The organism is Dyadobacter psychrophilus, assembly GCF_900167945.1.
Classification (GTDB): domain Bacteria; phylum Bacteroidota; class Bacteroidia; order Cytophagales; family Spirosomataceae; genus Dyadobacter; species Dyadobacter psychrophilus.
In genome coordinates this window covers 1,427,538-1,444,160 of sequence record NZ_FUZA01000002.1, presented here as the reverse complement: position 1 = coordinate 1,444,160, position 16,623 = coordinate 1,427,538, and the positions used below count along the sequence as shown (strand labels likewise).

At 45.8% G+C, this 16,623-nt stretch carries 18 protein-coding genes; 4 read left to right on the top strand and 14 right to left on the bottom strand.

Translation table 11 applies throughout. The features are described 5' to 3' along the window. Positions 1–2: 2 nt before the first annotated feature. Complete coding sequence (locus B5X68_RS12875) at positions 3–1,328, bottom strand: cytochrome P450 (RefSeq protein WP_082215067.1); 1,326 nt, start codon at positions 1,326–1,328, stop codon at positions 3–5. 105 nt (positions 1,329–1,433) lie between these two features. Then, the gene (locus tag B5X68_RS12870) at positions 1,434–1,913 is read right to left on the bottom strand and encodes a Dps family protein (RefSeq protein ID WP_082215066.1); all 480 of its coding nucleotides are present in this window, start codon (positions 1,911–1,913) and stop codon (positions 1,434–1,436) included. A gap of 218 nt (positions 1,914–2,131) precedes the next feature. Here B5X68_RS12870 and B5X68_RS12865 point away from each other — a divergent pair, with 218 nt between their 5' ends. After that, positions 2,132–2,815: a lipid-binding SYLF domain-containing protein gene (locus B5X68_RS12865; RefSeq protein WP_082215065.1), complete on the top strand. Its 684-nt coding sequence runs from the start codon at positions 2,132–2,134 to the stop codon at positions 2,813–2,815. A gap of 13 nt (positions 2,816–2,828) precedes the next feature. After that, positions 2,829–3,029: a KTSC domain-containing protein gene (locus B5X68_RS12860; protein WP_082215064.1), complete on the top strand. Its 201-nt coding sequence runs from the start codon at positions 2,829–2,831 to the stop codon at positions 3,027–3,029. A 26-nt stretch (positions 3,030–3,055) separates the two neighbouring features. On the opposite strand, the gene B5X68_RS12855 is transcribed toward B5X68_RS12860, so the two are convergent. From B5X68_RS12855 to B5X68_RS12830, 6 genes are all read right to left on the bottom strand, one after another. Continuing rightward, the gene (locus B5X68_RS12855; protein ID WP_026632084.1) at positions 3,056–3,244 is read right to left on the bottom strand and encodes a hypothetical protein; all 189 of its coding nucleotides are present in this window, start codon (positions 3,242–3,244) and stop codon (positions 3,056–3,058) included. A gap of 34 nt (positions 3,245–3,278) precedes the next feature. Further along, complete coding sequence (locus B5X68_RS12850; RefSeq protein ID WP_082215350.1) at positions 3,279–4,991, bottom strand: GMC oxidoreductase; 1,713 nt, start codon at positions 4,989–4,991, stop codon at positions 3,279–3,281. Positions 4,992–5,014: 23 nt separating this feature from the next. Beyond that, positions 5,015–6,235: an esterase gene (locus tag B5X68_RS12845; RefSeq protein ID WP_229208385.1), complete on the bottom strand. Its 1,221-nt coding sequence runs from the start codon at positions 6,233–6,235 to the stop codon at positions 5,015–5,017. Between the two features lie 168 nt (positions 6,236–6,403). Beyond that, positions 6,404–6,889, bottom strand: a complete 486-nt coding sequence (locus B5X68_RS12840; protein ID WP_082215062.1) for a TlpA family protein disulfide reductase — start codon at positions 6,887–6,889, stop codon at positions 6,404–6,406. Positions 6,890–6,943: 54 nt separating this feature from the next. After that, the gene (locus tag B5X68_RS29200; protein WP_229208384.1) at positions 6,944–7,909 is read right to left on the bottom strand and encodes a DinB family protein; all 966 of its coding nucleotides are present in this window, start codon (positions 7,907–7,909) and stop codon (positions 6,944–6,946) included. A gap of 41 nt (positions 7,910–7,950) precedes the next feature. Continuing rightward, positions 7,951–8,484 (bottom strand): SRPBCC family protein, encoded by a 534-nt coding sequence (locus B5X68_RS12830; RefSeq protein ID WP_082215061.1) that lies wholly within the window; start codon positions 8,482–8,484, stop codon positions 7,951–7,953. Between the two features lie 130 nt (positions 8,485–8,614). Between B5X68_RS12830 and B5X68_RS12825 the strand changes: the two genes are divergently transcribed. After that, positions 8,615–9,598, top strand: a complete 984-nt coding sequence (locus B5X68_RS12825; RefSeq protein WP_082215060.1) for a GlxA family transcriptional regulator — start codon at positions 8,615–8,617, stop codon at positions 9,596–9,598. Here B5X68_RS12825 and B5X68_RS12820 read toward each other — a convergent pair whose 3' ends face one another. The 6 genes from B5X68_RS12820 to B5X68_RS12795 all read right to left on the bottom strand — a co-directional run bounded on the left by B5X68_RS12820 (position 9,599) and on the right by B5X68_RS12795 (position 15,840). Next, positions 9,599–12,040: an alpha-L-rhamnosidase-related protein gene (locus tag B5X68_RS12820; protein WP_082215059.1), complete on the bottom strand. Its 2,442-nt coding sequence runs from the start codon at positions 12,038–12,040 to the stop codon at positions 9,599–9,601. A 77-nt stretch (positions 12,041–12,117) separates the two neighbouring features. Continuing rightward, positions 12,118–12,612 carry a DinB family protein gene (locus tag B5X68_RS12815; protein WP_082215058.1) on the bottom strand — a complete coding sequence of 165 codons (495 nt, stop codon included), beginning with the start codon at positions 12,610–12,612 and terminating at the stop codon, positions 12,118–12,120. A 92-nt stretch (positions 12,613–12,704) separates the two neighbouring features. Beyond that, positions 12,705–13,082 carry a VOC family protein gene (locus B5X68_RS12810; RefSeq protein ID WP_082215057.1) on the bottom strand — a complete coding sequence of 126 codons (378 nt, stop codon included), beginning with the start codon at positions 13,080–13,082 and terminating at the stop codon, positions 12,705–12,707. 21 nt (positions 13,083–13,103) lie between these two features. Next, on the bottom strand, positions 13,104–14,444 hold the full coding sequence (locus tag B5X68_RS12805; protein WP_082215056.1) for an MFS transporter: 1,341 nt from the start codon (positions 14,442–14,444) through the stop codon (positions 13,104–13,106). Between the two features lie 152 nt (positions 14,445–14,596). Then, a complete protein-coding gene (locus B5X68_RS12800; RefSeq protein WP_082215055.1) occupies positions 14,597–15,196 on the bottom strand; it encodes a hypothetical protein in 600 nt (199 codons plus the stop codon). Between the two features lie 128 nt (positions 15,197–15,324). Further along, positions 15,325–15,840, bottom strand: coding sequence for a DinB family protein (locus tag B5X68_RS12795; protein WP_082215054.1), 516 nt, complete (start codon positions 15,838–15,840; stop codon positions 15,325–15,327). A 162-nt stretch (positions 15,841–16,002) separates the two neighbouring features. Here B5X68_RS12795 and B5X68_RS12790 point away from each other — a divergent pair, with 162 nt between their 5' ends. Further along, the gene (locus tag B5X68_RS12790) at positions 16,003–16,617 is read left to right on the top strand and encodes a TetR/AcrR family transcriptional regulator (RefSeq protein ID WP_082215053.1); all 615 of its coding nucleotides are present in this window, start codon (positions 16,003–16,005) and stop codon (positions 16,615–16,617) included. Positions 16,618–16,623 lie beyond the last annotated feature (6 nt).

The window sequence follows — 16,623 nt, the reverse complement described above, 5'->3', positions numbered from 1 at the left end:
TTTTATCTTACATATAATTTTATTCCGTTCGTGGATTTCAGAACGATTTGCGGATGCATGCCAACTGCATGTGCGGGATCGGCCTCAAAGTCAAATCTTTTAATCAGTGCAGCCAGGATCAGCTGCATTTCCATCATCGCAAACTGCTGCCCGATGCAGATCCGAGGGCCCGCTCCAAAAGGAAGATAATTGAATTTCGGCCGCTCCTTCACGTTTTCAGGACTGAAATTTTCCGGGTTGAATGTCAGCGGATCTTTCCAGAGGTTCGGATTGCGGTGAAGTTCGAAAACTGAAAGGAACACGGAAGTGCCGGATTTGACATCGAAACCTTCTATTTCCTGATCAACCGTTGCCTCGCGCGTCATCGTCCACGCAGGCGGGTAAAGTCGGAGCCCTTCTTCCACAACCTGCCGGGTATAAGGCATTTGCATAAGATGTTCAAATGTAGGCACATTGTCAAAGATGGCGCTTTCCTGCCTGATCCGGGCCACAATTTCTGGTTGTTTGGATAGTTCCAGAAGCAGCCAGCTTAGTCCCGTTGCAGACGTTTCGTGACCTGCGGCGAACATTGTGATAGCTTCGTCCCGGATCTGCTGATCGTTCATTTGTTCGCCGGTTTCCTCATCAATGCTGTCCAGCAGAAGTTGCAGGAGGTCATTCGGCCTTTCACCTGAAATGCGTCTTTGGTGTATAAATTCAAATACCAGTTTATTGAAATAAGCCAGATCCGTTTGAAAACGCCGGTTTTCACCATTAATGGCCATGATTGGCAGTCGATAGGGCTTTCGGACCCTTGTTACCAAGTATTTTTGCGTCCGGCTTACCTGCTGATAAATGCGTGCTTTGTCCTCGGTAGTCATATTTCCAAACAGCGTTTTCAGCGCGATATCGGATGTAATGCTCATCATTTTGGCATCAATGTCCACGGCATCTTTCCCCCTGAAACTTTCCATTTCATCTAAAAAAGAGGCCGTCAGAAGGCCCATTGCAAGAAAGAGTTCCTGCAATCTCTCGCGGTGAAATGCGGGCTGCACCAGCCTTCTTTGTCTTAACCAAAAATCGCCATCGCTCGTCACCAGCCCGTTGCCAAGCACAGGACGCAGCATCTTGGATGAGCTCCCTTTTTTGAAATTCCGGTTGTGCTGTTGTAAAACATGACGGAAAAAACCAGGATCGCGACTCACTACAAATTCGCGGAACAGCTTCATCTGAAATGTATCCCCGCAGGTTTCAAATCCCTGATGAAGGAAATGCAAAGGGTTTTTGGCAAATTTAAAAGGAGCCAATATGCCCAGTCTTCCAAACTTATAAACGGGAATGTTACGCATTGTCGATCATGATAGAGAATTTCTGCAAATAAGTCATTAAGGCATAAAAAAACCATCCTTGTTCGGGATGGTTTTTCAATATTCGTTTAGCCGGGTCGTTCCAGCTTATTTTTTACCTGCAAATGAGCGAAGCATCCAGGTGTTTTTCTCTTTAAACTGCATGAAGCGGTTGACCATATCATTGGTGCCATCATCGCTGGCCTCGTCACTGGCGATCAGGATTTCACGTTCCAATTCGATGAGCTTCGCCATATCGTCCAGAATTGCGTCCACCATAGCAAGATCATTTAGTCCAATGGTGTTTATTTCCTGAATGCTGGATTCACTGATATAGTCGGCGAAACGGCTGTGTGGTGGCTTGCCCAGTGTAAGTACACGTTCCGCAATCTCATCAATGGTCAGCTGTGCATTCGTGTAAAGCTCCTCAAATTTCACATGAAGGGTGAAGAAGTTTTGGCCCTTGATATTCCAATGGCATCCCCTCAGCTTTTGATAATGGATGTGGTAGTTGGCCAGGTAATCGTTCAGAAGGTCAACCACAGGTTTCACCTCTTTTTCATTCAGGCTTATCGCTTCGGCATTCATGATTTTTTGGATTAATGTTTATTGTGATTTATTAACAAAACCATACCACGATCATTTAGTTTCATCAATATACGTAAAAGCCGGATTAAGGGCAAAAAATATGTAACATCACCGCATAACGATGTTTTTTGGGCCACAGGCACGATAGTTGAATGTTAGACGTTTAATACGCGTCAAACGGAAATGACCGTTATACGATCCACAATTTAATTACAAATATGATTACGAAAAATCTCAGATTACTCAGCATCCTGGCAGTAATGTTCATGTTGGCAGGAAGCGTTACCAGTGTTCAGGCACAGGGAAAAGAGGAGGACAAAATCAGGGCGGCTGTTTCGGTTTTAAATGATTTCAGCAGCATGCAGGAAAGTATTCCGGCGCAGTTGCTGGACATTTCGAAAGGCATCATTATCGTCCCTAAACTGATCAACGCCGGCCTGATGGTTGGCGGAAAGCATGGAAAAGGAATTGCTTTGGTGAAAAATGAAAAAGGCGAATGGAGTGATCCTGTGTTTGTTACAATTACGGGCGGCAGCGTTGGCGCACAAATTGGCGTACAAGCCGTAGATCTTGTGCTGATTTTCAAGAGCAGCAAAACATTAACGGAAATCGGTAAGGGAAGCTTCACGCTGGGCGGCGACTTATCGGTTGCTGCGGGGCCGATGGGCAGAAGCTCTTCGGCGAGTACGGATTATAAGCTGGAAGCGGAAGTTTATTCTTATTCCAGAAGCAAAGGTTTATTTGCAGGAGTGACCATAAACGGCGCAGCATTGTCCGTGGATGCAAAGGCGAACAATGCGTTTTACGGAAATACGGATAGTGCCAATACAATTTTCACATCCTCAAAAGTTTCTTCCAAACCGGTTGACGATCTGAGGGCCAAGCTGGATGATTTGAATTAACCCATGATTTGCCATGCCATCTTCTGTTGTCGCGAAAATGATATACGATGGAGATTCGGAAACGTTGCGGATTGTTTACGTTTCAGGGATGGTTTATGATTATAAAAATGTCCCTTTGGAAGTGTACCAGGCCATGAAAAGCTCGGGATCCAAAGGGACATTTTTAAATAAGCATATCAAAAACAATTTTGAATTTGAAAAAGTAAGTGATTGAAGATCATTTCCGAAGTCGCTCCATTCTTACGGAATCTCGCAATTCTTTTCGTTGCAGAATTTAACTTCGCCCGTTTTTTCATTTCTGCATTTCACTTTGCCGGTAATTTTCACCGTCGCGCCTTTTTGTATCGATTCGTGGTTGATGATCACCCAAATGTCCTTGCTACCCTTGATTTTGACACGCGTGCCATCAAAAAATTTTTGTACCGCCATCGTTTGCTTTATGTTCAGGGGGCAAAGATATGCATCAAATATTTCCCTTTTTCATTTCGCTCACTGCATGGTCAACCGCCCTCGCCGTTAATGCCATGTAAGTTAACGACGGGTTTTGCGTGGAAGTGGACGTCATACACGCGCCATCGGTAACGATCACATTCGGGCAGGCATGCATCTGGTTCCATTTGTTGAGGAGCGAAGTTTTGGGATCATTTCCCATCCTTACGCCGCCCATTTCATGGTTTTCGCTGCCAGGATTCCGTTTTGTGTCCGAAGTTTTAATGTTTGAAAAACCCGATTTCGAAAGCATTTCGCTGAGTTCGGTGTAAAAGTCTTTAACCATTTTCATGTCATTATCATCGAATTCCACGTGCATGCGCAGCTGCGGAATGCCCCAGTCATCTTTCAATGTTTTGTGAAGACTTACGAAATTGGTTTCCTTAGGCAATGTTTCACCCATCATCTGCGCACCCAGGCTCCATCCGCTGCTATCCGGTTTGAAAAGGTTTTCTTTTAATGATTCGCCCAGATCGTCCGTTGCATTGCCCATTTTAGAGGCGGAAAAAGAGGTTGCATAACCTCTCAGGAAATCGGTTTCCTGCTTGAACACGTTCCTGAAACGAGGAATATAGGCACCATTAGGCCTTCTTCCTTCAACCGTCCGGTCGTGGTAACCGTCGAACTCTGCACTCACCCGGCCTCTGTAATTATGAAAGCCGATGAACTTACCCATTAATCCATTGTCGTTGCCCAATCCGTTTGGAAAACGGCTGGATGTTGAATTAAGCAGGATGAGATTAGAGTTGATAGCAGAGGCATTGACGAAAATGATTTTGGCATAATATTCCTTCATTTCCTTTGTCAATGCATCCACGACGCGAACGCCCGTAGCGCGTTTCTTTTTTTCGTCATATATAATGGAATGTACAACGGAATGCGGCTGCAATGTGAGATTTCCTGTCTTTTCCGCCCACGGAATTGTGGACGAATTGGAACTGAAATATCCACCAAACGGACACCCACGCTGACACATGGTCCTATGCTGGCATTTGGCACGCCCTTGTTCGGTGTGGATCGGCTGCGGATCGCTGATATGCGCCACGCGGCCGATAATGATCGGGCGTGTGTTATTGTAATTTTTAGCTGTCTGGTCGCTGAAATGTTTTTCAACGCAGGACATTTCATGCGGTTTAAGAAATTCACCGTCAGGCAATTGTGGTAAATTATCTTTGTTTCCCGAAATTCCCGCAAACTTCTCTACATAGCTATACCAGGGCGCAATGTCCGCATATCGGATCGGCCAGTCAACGCCGAAACCATCGCGGGCAGGACCCTCAAAATCGAAATCAGACCAGCGCTGCGTCTGTCTGGCCCATAAAAGTGACCTGCCGCCCACCTGATACCCGCGCATCCAGTCAAATGGTTTGTCTTGTACATAAGGATGGTCTGCGTCTTTCACAACGAAATGCATGGCATCTTCCTTGAAAATATAATGCTTGCTCGCCATGGGATTTGCTTCCCGGATCGCAAGGGACGGCTGGCCTCGGTGCTCAAATTCCCAGGGCTGCATATTGGCGGTAGGGTAGTCCACAATGTGCTTTACATCCCTTCCGCGTTCCAGGATCAATGTTTTTAAACCTTTTTCCGTAAGCTCCTTGGCAGCCCAGCCACCACTGATCCCCGTGCCCACCACAATGGCGTCAAACGTTTGCTGTCTGGCCGAATCGATATTGAAATTTGACATATTGGTAAAAATCAGAATGCTTTTTATTTCGTTTTCGACGATGTTTTTTGCCATAAGTTGGGTAGCAGCTTGTCGTGTAACAACATGCGCCATGTTCCCCAATCGTGCGCACCATCGCCGCCGATATAGTAATCGTGTTTAATGCCCAGTTTATCCAGGGCCAGATGCGTTGCCTCCGAGCGTTTCCCCACGAAATCCAGCTCACCACTTCCCAATCCAACGAGCAAATAGTCCACTTTCTCCTTTATTTTAGGATCACTGAAAAACGCCGGGTTCAACTTCTCAGGATTAAGGTCACCTGCACTTAAAATTCCAAAAGAGCTGAACAAGTCCAAAGCATTGAAACCAACCGCTTCCGTATGCCGGCCTCCCATAGACAAGCCGGAAATTGCGCGTGATCTCCGGTCCTGAATCGTGCTGTAAGATTTGTCAACATAGGGAACGATGTGCTTCCTCAATTCTTCTTCAAAAAGCACATAAGTTTTTTCAAGATGCTTCGGATCGCTCCGGTGAATCACCTGATTATTAGGCATAGCGATGATCATAGGCGCAATTTTTCCTTCCGCCAGCAAATTGTCCGCAATGAAATTGGCACGGCCGTCAAACATCCACCCCGACGCCAGCTCGCCGCTGCCGCCCATCAGGTAAAGCACCGGATATTTCTTCTTAGGATCGTATCCGGGTGGCGTGTAAACATACATTTCGCGCTCGCCATTTAATACATCGGAATGATAAATATGGCGGGTAATGTTGCCGTGAGGGACATTTTTGGCATCATAGTAAGCCGGCCCGTTGTCGTGAACGATCACATTGCTGTACCCCGGCTGGTTAGACGTGCCGGTGAAGGTGTTGTTCGGATCAGCAACTGGAACGCCGTCGATCAACAACCTGTAAACATAAATATCAGGCTTTACAGGCCCCACTTTCAGCGTCCAGGTGCTGTCGGCGCCTTTAACAAATGGAATAGGTTCTTTTGTTTTCAAAGCAAGCAAAATCGGCCCGCCGGTTAATGCTACTTTTTGTGCATCCGGCGCTTTTACCCGAAATGTAATGGTATGGTCGTCAGCCACTTCCGGAGAAATCACATTGCCGCCGTAAGGATTTAATTTCTGTGTGTTCTTCTGAGGATTCCAGTCCAGGTTAACATTAGCTTGCTGCGCATATGAGGCGGGAGCGGCCATAAGGAACATTAATGTGGCCCGACAACATACATTGGCCCAATGGATTTGGTAATCTTTTTTCATACGGAAGTTATTTCGCCCGCAGCATCAGGCTGCTTTTCTAAATAAAGACGCCATTTCCGCAACATTACCCGCTTGAATAATGATTAAAAAAATAACCGGCCCGCCATTTAAGGGAGCCGGTTCAAATATTGAATTTTGATTTAACCTTAAATCCTGCAGTGCGGCAGATCAGATTTTTTTCAACGCATTAAAAATAGTCTGATGCGGCTGTTCGCCTTCAAATGTCTGCACGAGCTTTCCGGCTTTGTTGTAAATCGCGATGTAAGGGAACGATTTGATCTGGTAATAGCGCTGAACAGTGTAAGAATAACCTTCCGTCCCGACTTTAATGTTGGGGTAAGTGCTTAATTTGTGTTGGCTGACAAATGGTTTAAGCATTTCCATCGATTGGAATGTTACCATAACAACTTGCTTATTAGCGATCACACTGTAATTTTTAAGCATGTCTTTGGTAAAATCCTGACAATGCTCGCAATCAGGTGAAAAGTAAATCAAAACCACCGGGCCAGCTGCCAGCTGCGATGAAGTATACTGCTGCCCGTTGGCAAGCTTTATTTGAAAAGGCGCGATTTTCTTGTCCATCAATGCAGACTGAGAAAAGGCGAAACTGCTCGCAAAAACGAAAAGCAGGGCAGGGATTATTTTTCGGAACATATTAATAAGACTCTTTTGAAATGAAGAGTACGCAAGTTATTAATCTTTGAAGTTTTATCCAGCTACCTTTTCGCTTAGTTTTTTGCGAATGTTCTTCAATTGATGAATATGACGCTTGGAGTGGCAAACCACAAAGTTGAGCCATTCCCAGCGCGTAAGTTCACCGACGCCAGGGAAAGCAAAAGCCGTTGCTGTTGGCGTCAGATCATGTTCCGCCGCCACTTTTCTTATTTCCTCTCTCTCCTTCGTGAACGCTGCGATCAGTTCAGCCTTGTTATGCGGTCCGTTGGACGGAACATTGAAATCGGGTGCTTTAAGTTTGGTAGAAAAGTCCAGGAAAATGTGTTCGATCTCCGGAATGTTCGCGTCCACAGGCCTCTCCGTATCAGCAGAGTCGCCTAACAGCAAGCCAGGTAAGCCACTTTCTGACTTCAAGATGTGCTCGACAACCTGTCCTGCAGTCCAGCTTCCTTCGAAGGGAACTTCGTTGATTTCCTCTTCGTCGAATTTATTAATTGCTTCCAGGAAATTTTTGGTTGTATTGTCCAATTGGTCTAGCAATGCACTGGCGCTCGTGTCGGTTTCGGCCAGTTCCTTCACAATGAGCAGTGCATGGTCCCAGGCATCCGACATCATCTCGAAATAATCAACGCCCATGTCGCATTGCATATCCAGCTGAGTAACGCCGTTTGCTTCTTTAAGCCAATAAAATTCCTGAAAACCTTTTACACTTTGCGCTTCCTCGTTTTCATAGTTTTCGACACCATCATTAAGCACGCCGGTGTACTCAATCACAAGCTCTTCCGCAGGCTTATTAACGGTGATTACCCCAACGATTCCGCTTTTTGAATCATCTGAAAACACGGCTTTGCTGCCCACCTGCCAATCGGTTTCTGCCTGCGTTCCCTCACTGAAAGCGTTGTACCAGATTTTGTTTTTCTCATTCGAGATCATGACTTCCCACACATTCTCTTTCGGCGCATTGATTTCGATTGATTTTTTAATGAGTTTAGTTTCCATGGTTGCTGTTGGTTTATAATGATGACTAGTGTTTTACGAATTTATTTTTCAAGAATATTTTTCAGGTTGTTCAAACTGGTTTCCAGGTCTTTGCCTAGCATTCCGCCAATGAAAAGATTGGAAATGTTCATCGGATATTTGCTAACGCCCTTCATACCCCAGCTTACCCTGGTTTGGTCTCCGTTAGCAGGGCTCGTTGTCATTTCTGTCAGTCCTATGCCCTCAAAAGGACGGACAAACCGGATCTCGATATTGATTTTCTCACCTTCCGTAATATTGGTAATTTCCTCTTCGCCCTGACCTGCATTACCATCCTTACTGTCCCAGGCGTATCGAAAGCCAACCGTTCCGTCCACCCCGGCGTAAGTTTTCTTCATATTTGGATCGGCCATAACCCATTTATTATAGAAATCCTGATTTTTGATAAATTTGATATAATTGAAAACTTCCGAACGGGGTTTGTTTACCGTAATTTCCCTTCTTACTTCGTATTCTTTTTTGACAAATAGGGCCACTATAAGCAAAAGGACAATGATGCCGGCAAGGACTGCGAGAATAGTTAAGATGATTTTCATGTGATTTAAGGTTAAGTCCGGAGATGTAATAAGGTGTTACAAACCTACAAGTCTTTCTCCAAACTCTCGGGGGGTGAATATGTCAAGTTTGGGGGTTGAATGCGACAGACTATTTATCTATTTTTGAAACATGAAGCATATATCAGTTCTTGTTCCGAGGGGCGATGCGGCGCTTGGGACTATTGAGGGGCCTTTCAAGTTTTTTATGTTTGTCAATGACTTTCTGGCTGCTATGGGCAGGCCGCCGGCTTTTGCTGTGCAGCTGGTGGGTATGACTGCTGATCCTCAGAAGTATAGCGGCGTTTTTACGGTTGTGCCGGACCTGACGATCCAGGAACTGGAAAAGACCGACCTGATCATTATTCCAGCAGTGAATGGTGATAGGGAAAGCGTAATTGAAATGAATAAAACCTTTTTTCCCTGGATCATCGATCAACACGAAAAAGGGGCGGAGGTGGCCAGCCTTTGTGTGGGCGCATTCCTACTGGCCGCCACAGGAATGTTGAAAGGCAAAAGTTGTACAACACACTGGATGTCTGCTCCGGATTTCAAAAATATGTTCCCGGAAGTGAACCTGATGGACAACCGCATCATTACAGACGAAAACGGCGTTTACACCAGCGGAGGCGCGAACACTTTCTGGAACCTGCTGGTTTACCTCGTCGAAAAATACATTGACCGCCAGATGGCCATCTACACGACGAAATTTTTTATGATAGAAATTGACCGCAATACGCAGTCGCCGTTTATCATGTTCACGGGACAGAAAGAGCATGAAGATGAGGAGGTAAGAAAGGCCCAGGAGTTTATCGAAAAGAGTTTTCAGGATAAAATCACGGTGGATCAGCTTTCGGAAATGTTTGCCATCGGGCGAAGGAGCTTTGAACGGAGATTCAAGAAAGCCACTTCCAATTCTGTTGTGGAATACATTCAGCGGGTGAAAATTGAGGCTGCGAAGAAAAGTTTTGAGATAAGCCGAAAAAATGTCACAGAGCTGATGTACGAAGTGGGTTATACGGATACAAAAGCTTTTCGCAGCACATTCAAAAAAATTACGGGCTTGTCGCCGATTGAGTACAGAAATAAATACAACAAAACGCAGATCAGCGCCTGATCAGTTGGTTTCGACGCTGATCACGTTTGTTTTGCCTTTTATTTCAATCGTATCAAATGTTCCGTCAGGTTTCACGGCAACTGTCTTTCCGTTGACTTGCCAGTTTTTGTATTTTCCTTTTGGAAACGCAACGACTATCTTCCAGTTTTCCTGATTTTGGCTTATATCCAGGCTGAGGTTCTTTCCGGAACGCCCGAATGTGTAATCAAATTCATTATCGCCCACGATCACATTTTCCAGGCTGGCCTCGTTCCAGGTTGTTGGCATTTGCGGTTGGATACGGATGGTCTTTTTTGATGCAAAGGGTTGTATACCAAAGAATTGCTGCACAATAGGGTAGGCGTAACTGTACACGTTCCAGGCCTGGGCCATCATACCATAATCCGGTGAAACCTCATAAATTGAGCCAGGCAGTGCAAAACTGAAAGACTTGGTCATCCTTTTGAGATAGCCTAAAGCTGCGTCCGGCCGACCGTAATTGTTTTCTGATATGGCCAACACACCCGTCGGGAGCGTCATGACTGCGCCTGTGTATGTGAAAACCTTATTATTGCCTGCAACCGAACTCTCGTCCTGACCAGCAGATTCGTCCCGATCAATGCCGGTCACAAATGCGCCGAACGGATTTACAAACCTGGATGCAGTTTGCAATGCTGCCAATGCCTTTGAAGAATCTGCAATGCCGGTTTCCATCGGCGTGTTTACGACCCAGTTGTGATGTACAACAAACCCGCGCTTAGTGCTTAATGATGAACCTGTTATCTTCGCCTTTGCCGCTTTCAACTCTTCTACTGCCCAAGGCTTTTTGAGCGTATCCGCCCGAACAATGGCGTCATTAATGAGGCTGATTGCCTGCTTTGGCGTGCCGATAAAATCGGCGTACGAATTGCTTTCCGGCACCCAAAACGCTTTGTTGATCTTCGTACGAAGCTGGCTGGCCACGGAAGCATAATGTTGTGCTAATTTGCTGTCACCCATTTCACCGGCCATTTCAGCAGCGTCGGCGAATGCTTTTTGCGTGTAGGCAGCTACGTCTGTCATTTCACTGTCCATACCGTGAATTTCCATCATACCAAACCCGTCCGGTAGCAGATTTTCGTCCTTATCATTTTCTTTTAAAAGCCAATCGAGACCTTTTTTTACAGTTGGAAAATAGCGTTTTAGAAATTCCTTATCACCCGTCCAGCGATACACATGCGCAATGAGTGAAGTGAATTGCGGAGTTTCGTTAATGTTGCCGGGATTGAACACCGCACCGTTAGTCGATGTTTCGTGCATAATCCTGCCATTTCCATTTACCTTCTCCGAAAGCTTGTGAACTACATCCACCGAGCTTTTAACCAGCTCAGGCTGCCCGGTTGCGATGAGCCCTTTCAACGCATATTCGCTGTCTGCGCCAAACCACCACGGATAATCAGGAGCGCCGGCAGAAAGCCCACGACCTATTTCCGGAACGTCACGAATCAGCCAGTCGGTGTTGTATTTTGTCCAGCGAAATGCTTGTTCCAGGTTTTTATCAGGAATGGTTAGTTTCGTTTTGGAGGCAATGGATTGGTATCTTTCCTTTTTTGCAAGGAGTAACTTTGGGGCATTAGCTTGTGTTTCCGCAAATGTGGTCCGGGCATTTTTTTCTGACTCATAAGAACCGGAAATGGTAATAGGAAGACTTATGGATGCATTTGGCTTAATTTCCAACTGATATTGAAGCGATGCTGAAATGCCTTTTCCCTGCGGTTTGTATTCACACGTGATGGTCTTTTCCAAATGTGACTCGGGCGCTAAGGGAGCTCCGAACATAACAAACCAATCATTCAAACTATCTTTTGCTATCCAGCTGTGCGAAGCTTCATCCCAGGTTGCCGCATCCGGGCCATCGATCATATTCGTTTTTTCGCCCAGCCAAACGGGCCTCAAATCTGTGTAACCATTGAAATCAAACTTAATTTCTAGTTTTTCATTTCCATTGTTGATGAAAGTGTATTCCACCACCACCGCTTCTTTGCCGTCAGGGACGAACTGAAAGCGTTCGACTTTAAGGCCGGGAAGGCCGGTTGGGAAAATGTGTTTGTTCGCAAAGGGGAAGTTGACAAAGGTGTCAGCTTTGGTTAGGCAGGCAGATTGATCACCCACAGTCACCGAGGCAGTAAAGCCGTCCATCAGCTTAATCGGATGATCCCAGATCCCACCCATTTCGCCGGTAACATGCCAGCCAATATCCGGAAATGTGCCATTTTGATGACCGACCATATAAACACGGTCGCCGGCAGTAATGTAAGGTGTATTAAGATAAATGCTTTTGCCGCGAATGCTTTCACTATCGCCTGCCAAATGCTGTAGGTTATCGGACGTTTTATGGCTCTCGGTACATTGAAGAAAAAAGATTGCACAAAAGCCGAGCAGAACGGCCAGTGATTTCAGCAGTGTGGAGATGGATGTTTTCATGAATTTAAAATCGTTATCCGGAAGGTTTCAGAATGGGCCGAAAACGCTTCAAGATAACAATTTTAAATCACCGGCACTTACATATATTTCATTCCCTCGTAACCCAGCAGGCGGCGCCATAAGGCGATCTGACCAATGATATTCGCTTCCCTATATGAGGAAAATGCGAGCATTTCCTTTACCGTGTAACTAACGCCGGGCCCCATATCAATTTTCACGGCCAGCTGCTCGTCCGTTGCATTCGCAAGGGCATCGCGCAGCACGGGAGAAATGCGTTCCCAGTCGGTGCGGTAAGTTTCCAGGGTCGGGTAGGTCGCATTGTCCTGAATGCCTTTATTTTCTGTGAACAGATCGTGTCCCTGCTGCTTTTCGCTGTGACCAAATTGTCTGGCCATATCATACCGCTGCTCAACGGCGCTTCCTGCCAGCCATGCAATGTGGTTTGCCTTGGTATTTAATCGGTTGTGACGGTCAGCATCCGAAATGCCGTCCAGCGCGTTTTTGAAAAATGTGGTTTGCATATCGTACAGTTCAATCAACTCGTACAATTTGCTTTCGCTTGTTGTTGACATAAGGATCGTGGTTAAAGTTTGGAATTAGGAATGCATTACTTTACAAGCCGGCTTATACAACCGGCCCCAAAAGACAATGTTTTTCAATGAAGTTACTCCTGAATTACGGATAGAATGTTCCCTGCCGGATCTGTAAACCAGGCAATGGATGGGTTTCCGCGTGAAATGCTGTCTGCATCCGTTTTCAGTTCCGGAAAATCATAACTTTCAAATTTAACACCCAGCGCTTTAAGTTCTTTTACGGCCTGGTCAATGTCCGGGACCGGAAAGTTGAGGACTGTGAATGTGGCAGGGGCATGATTTGGCTTTTCATAAATAATCAAATCATTGCTTCCTGCAATGTGCAGTTGGAGCAGGCCCATTTCCTCCATCTCGGAAACATCTATTTTGAGAACGCCCCCATAAAATTCTTTTGCTTTTTGCAGATTGTCTACTGAAAATCCGCTGAATGCTTTGGTTTCTTTAAACATAATTTTCGGTTTTGTTGATGATTAAATGTCTCCCTCCGCTTGAATAGCGTCGGCTTCTGTAAAGGCGGGTTCCGGTTTTTTATATATCTGAGAAAGCTTGTGATAGGCTTTCGACTGCATTGCAATCAGGGTCACGATGAGCCCTATCACACCGGTTACTGTAAACAGAAGTGCCAGGCCACGCGCGGTTCCGGTTCCAAACCACGAGCCAATGAGTTCAACACCAGCGCCTGTTGTCATGAAAGGAATAAAAATGAACTTCGCGATCGGGCCTATCATAAAGGCTGTTATGGGCGACGCGGCCTGCTCAATGCTTTGTGCAAACCCAAAAACACGGCCTTGTCTTTCATGCGGAATGACCTTTTGCAGAATCGTTTGTTCCGTTGCTTCAACAACAGGGATAAGACAGAGATAAATGAACATACCAACTGCCAGAAGAACTATGGAGGCCTGAATCGTAAAGAAAATACAGATAGTCCACATGATAATGTTAGAAACGAACAGGGTTTTTAGCGGCTTTTTCCCAAGTCCTTTCCTGGCCACAACCAGTCCGCCTACAATGAACCCAAGGCTCAGAACGCCCCAAAGAATACCCCAGACCTGCACCGAAACCAGCGAGAGTCCGTAGGCATCCATCAGCGACATAAACACACCACCCAGGAAATTATTGAAAGTGTTGAAAAAAATAAGCCCGAAAAGCCCGGGTACAAGCCCTACAACCGCAATTGTTCCTTTAATGTCAATGTTTTCCATGTGCGTACCGGTCTGCACGATCTCCTTTTCCGGAATGTGGATGGTGAACAAATGCAGCAGCACGGCAACCGTTAACGCCACGGCAAGCCCGAGCATCCAGGTCATACCCATAAAACCGATCACCAGTCCGCTGAAAATCGACGCGACCAGAAACGATACACCATTTACGGTTCCTACAAGGCCGTTTGCCTTGTCGCGTTTATCTTCTTCAATTAGAATGGTAACAACCGTTGAAATGGCAATCGCTCGGATGTTGCCCACCATCGCACCCAAAAGGCAAAGTACGATCAATATCCATAGACTGATGTTAGCTGGATTTTTGAAGTCGGCCTCAGGGGTGATCACATATGTAAGGAACGCGAGCACATATAGAACAAGCGTTGCAATGCCTGATATCATCATGGAAGTCTTTTTCTTGTAACGGTCTACAATGGAGCCGAGAAAAAAGCCTGATAGCGCAACGGTTGCAAAGTATATTCCAGCCATCACCGATGTGGCAATGACGGATTTGGTTTCAAGATATACCCAAAAAGTTACCGCGAACCAGACGAATGTGTTCGTCAGGGTCGCGGCAAGGGAGTTAACTAAAATGGAATAAAACGTTTTCATGGCTAATAGTAAGATGATGTGTCAAATATGAAGCAGGTTCATCTCCGACAATACAAAATTACTACATCAAGCCATCATGCAAGGTGGTGTTACAGGACAATTTAAGGGTGGAATTGTGCCATTATAATGCATGGGAAATGCGGTAACTGTATTTACGGAACGCTTCTTACGGGCGCCGTTTGCTGAACAGGTTGTGTTCGTTGAACAGGCTGTGTCTGAGGAACATTCTGCCGGGTCGTCGGCGTTGTTGTCGTTCTGTTTGTGGTAGTGGTTGTTGTGGACGATGCAGGCTGCGTTACCGGAGCTGTCTGGGTTGTAGTTGTGCCGTTTTGCGTCTGCGTGGTTGTTTGCGTTTGTGTAGTAGTTCCTGTCTGCTGCGTTTGCTGCGGTGTTTGGGTTGTGGTTTGCTCCACTTCTATAACCTGCTCAACAGGCTGTGTCGTTGCGGGCTGATATCTTTGAGGCATTGTGATGGGATCCTGGGAAGTATTTACTTTTGGCACTTGCCCTTCCTGGACAACCGGAACCGGATTGGTAACGGCCCCCGGATCTGCCGCCTGCGTTGCTCCCTGAATCTGACCAGTCGGTTTAGGCTGATATTCGCTGTATGGCCGTGCAGGTTGCCCCGGGCCCGAAGTTGGGATTTTGCCTGTCGGCGCAGGTCGCGAACCGATTTTCTGCGCGAGGGATTGAACAAATAATGCTTCCGTAAAGATGAATGCAGCAATGATTGTTGGTGTCAGAAACTTCATATAGTGTTGGATAGATTGAATGATAAATGTAGTCTTATTCATAATCCTACCAAAACCATTCCAACAAAAACAGCGCTGCATCACGTGAATGCAACGCTGTTCTATTTCATGGCTAACAGAGATATATTTTAACGTTCCCAGAATGCAGGCGGCTCAACACCCAGTGCGCGGAGGTAAACATATCCTTGTGCGCGGTGATGTATTTCATTGTCAATCAGGTACAACAATGTATTCAGGATGGTGTTGGGATACATGCCAAAGGCAGCCTCGGTTTGATGAAAGCGTTCGGTGGAGATTTGCGGCCATAATGTTTCAATGTACTCAGTCACCAGGTCCCAGAGGTTCAGCACTTCCTGCTTTGTCGGCGGTGCAGGGGTAGAATGATCGAGTGCAGGCTCACCAAAAGTCCAGTCGCCAAACGCAATGCCGCGAATGCCAGGCGCACTAAGCCCGATAATTTCCATAGACAACTGTGCAAAAGTACGCATGCCACCAATCGAAAAAGTGTAAAAATGTTCTTCCGGAAATGCCTCAATTGCCTTGCGTGTGAGCCGGCGGTGTCCCTGCCAGTGTTCGAGCAATGCGTCAGCATTTAACAGGGATGGAGAAAAGGTTGTCTCGTTTGCGATGTTGTTGGTTTCCATTGTCAAAGGTTTTTGAGTGATTTTGTTATTGAACACAACAAAGGAAACAGGGCCTTATGACAGCCGTATGTCAGCAGGTTTTGAAGGTTAAAAAATATTTTTTTTGAATAAATCTTTTTTACTAAACACTGTTTATTATATTTACGACGAAAACACTGAAACATGGCGATCAAGGAACGAAAAGAGCGGGAGAGGCAGGACATGCGCAATCTGATCATTGATTCGGCCACACAGCTGTTTTTGAAGCAGGGATATGATAAAACGTCTATCCGGACCATCGCGGAGGACATTGAATACAGCCCAGCCACTATATATCTCTATTTTAAAGACAAGGATGAAATTTTCTACGTCATCCACGAAAATGCCTTCGCTATCCTGGACAAGCAGTTTCGGAAGCATGATGCGATCGAAAATCCGTTTGACAGATTGATTGCTGTTTGTAAAACCTATGTGAAGTTTGCGATGGATAATCCCGATTACTACGATCTGATGTTCATTATGCGCGCGCCGCTGTCGCAGATCAAGTCTGAGGAAAAATGGGATGCGGGGGAATGTGCCTTTGAATATGTGCTGGATACGATCGCTGCGTGCCTGGACGCAAATTTGATCAAACCGGTGGACAAATATGTCCTTGCGATTTCCGTCTGGTCATTTGGCCACGGATTGGTTTCCTTGTATGTGCGTGAACGATTATCCGTAATGGAAATGCCTGATGACATGATGCTTACAATGATGGAGAGTTCCGTCAATTTTTTTCTGGAAAATCTGAGAGTTTAAAAAAAT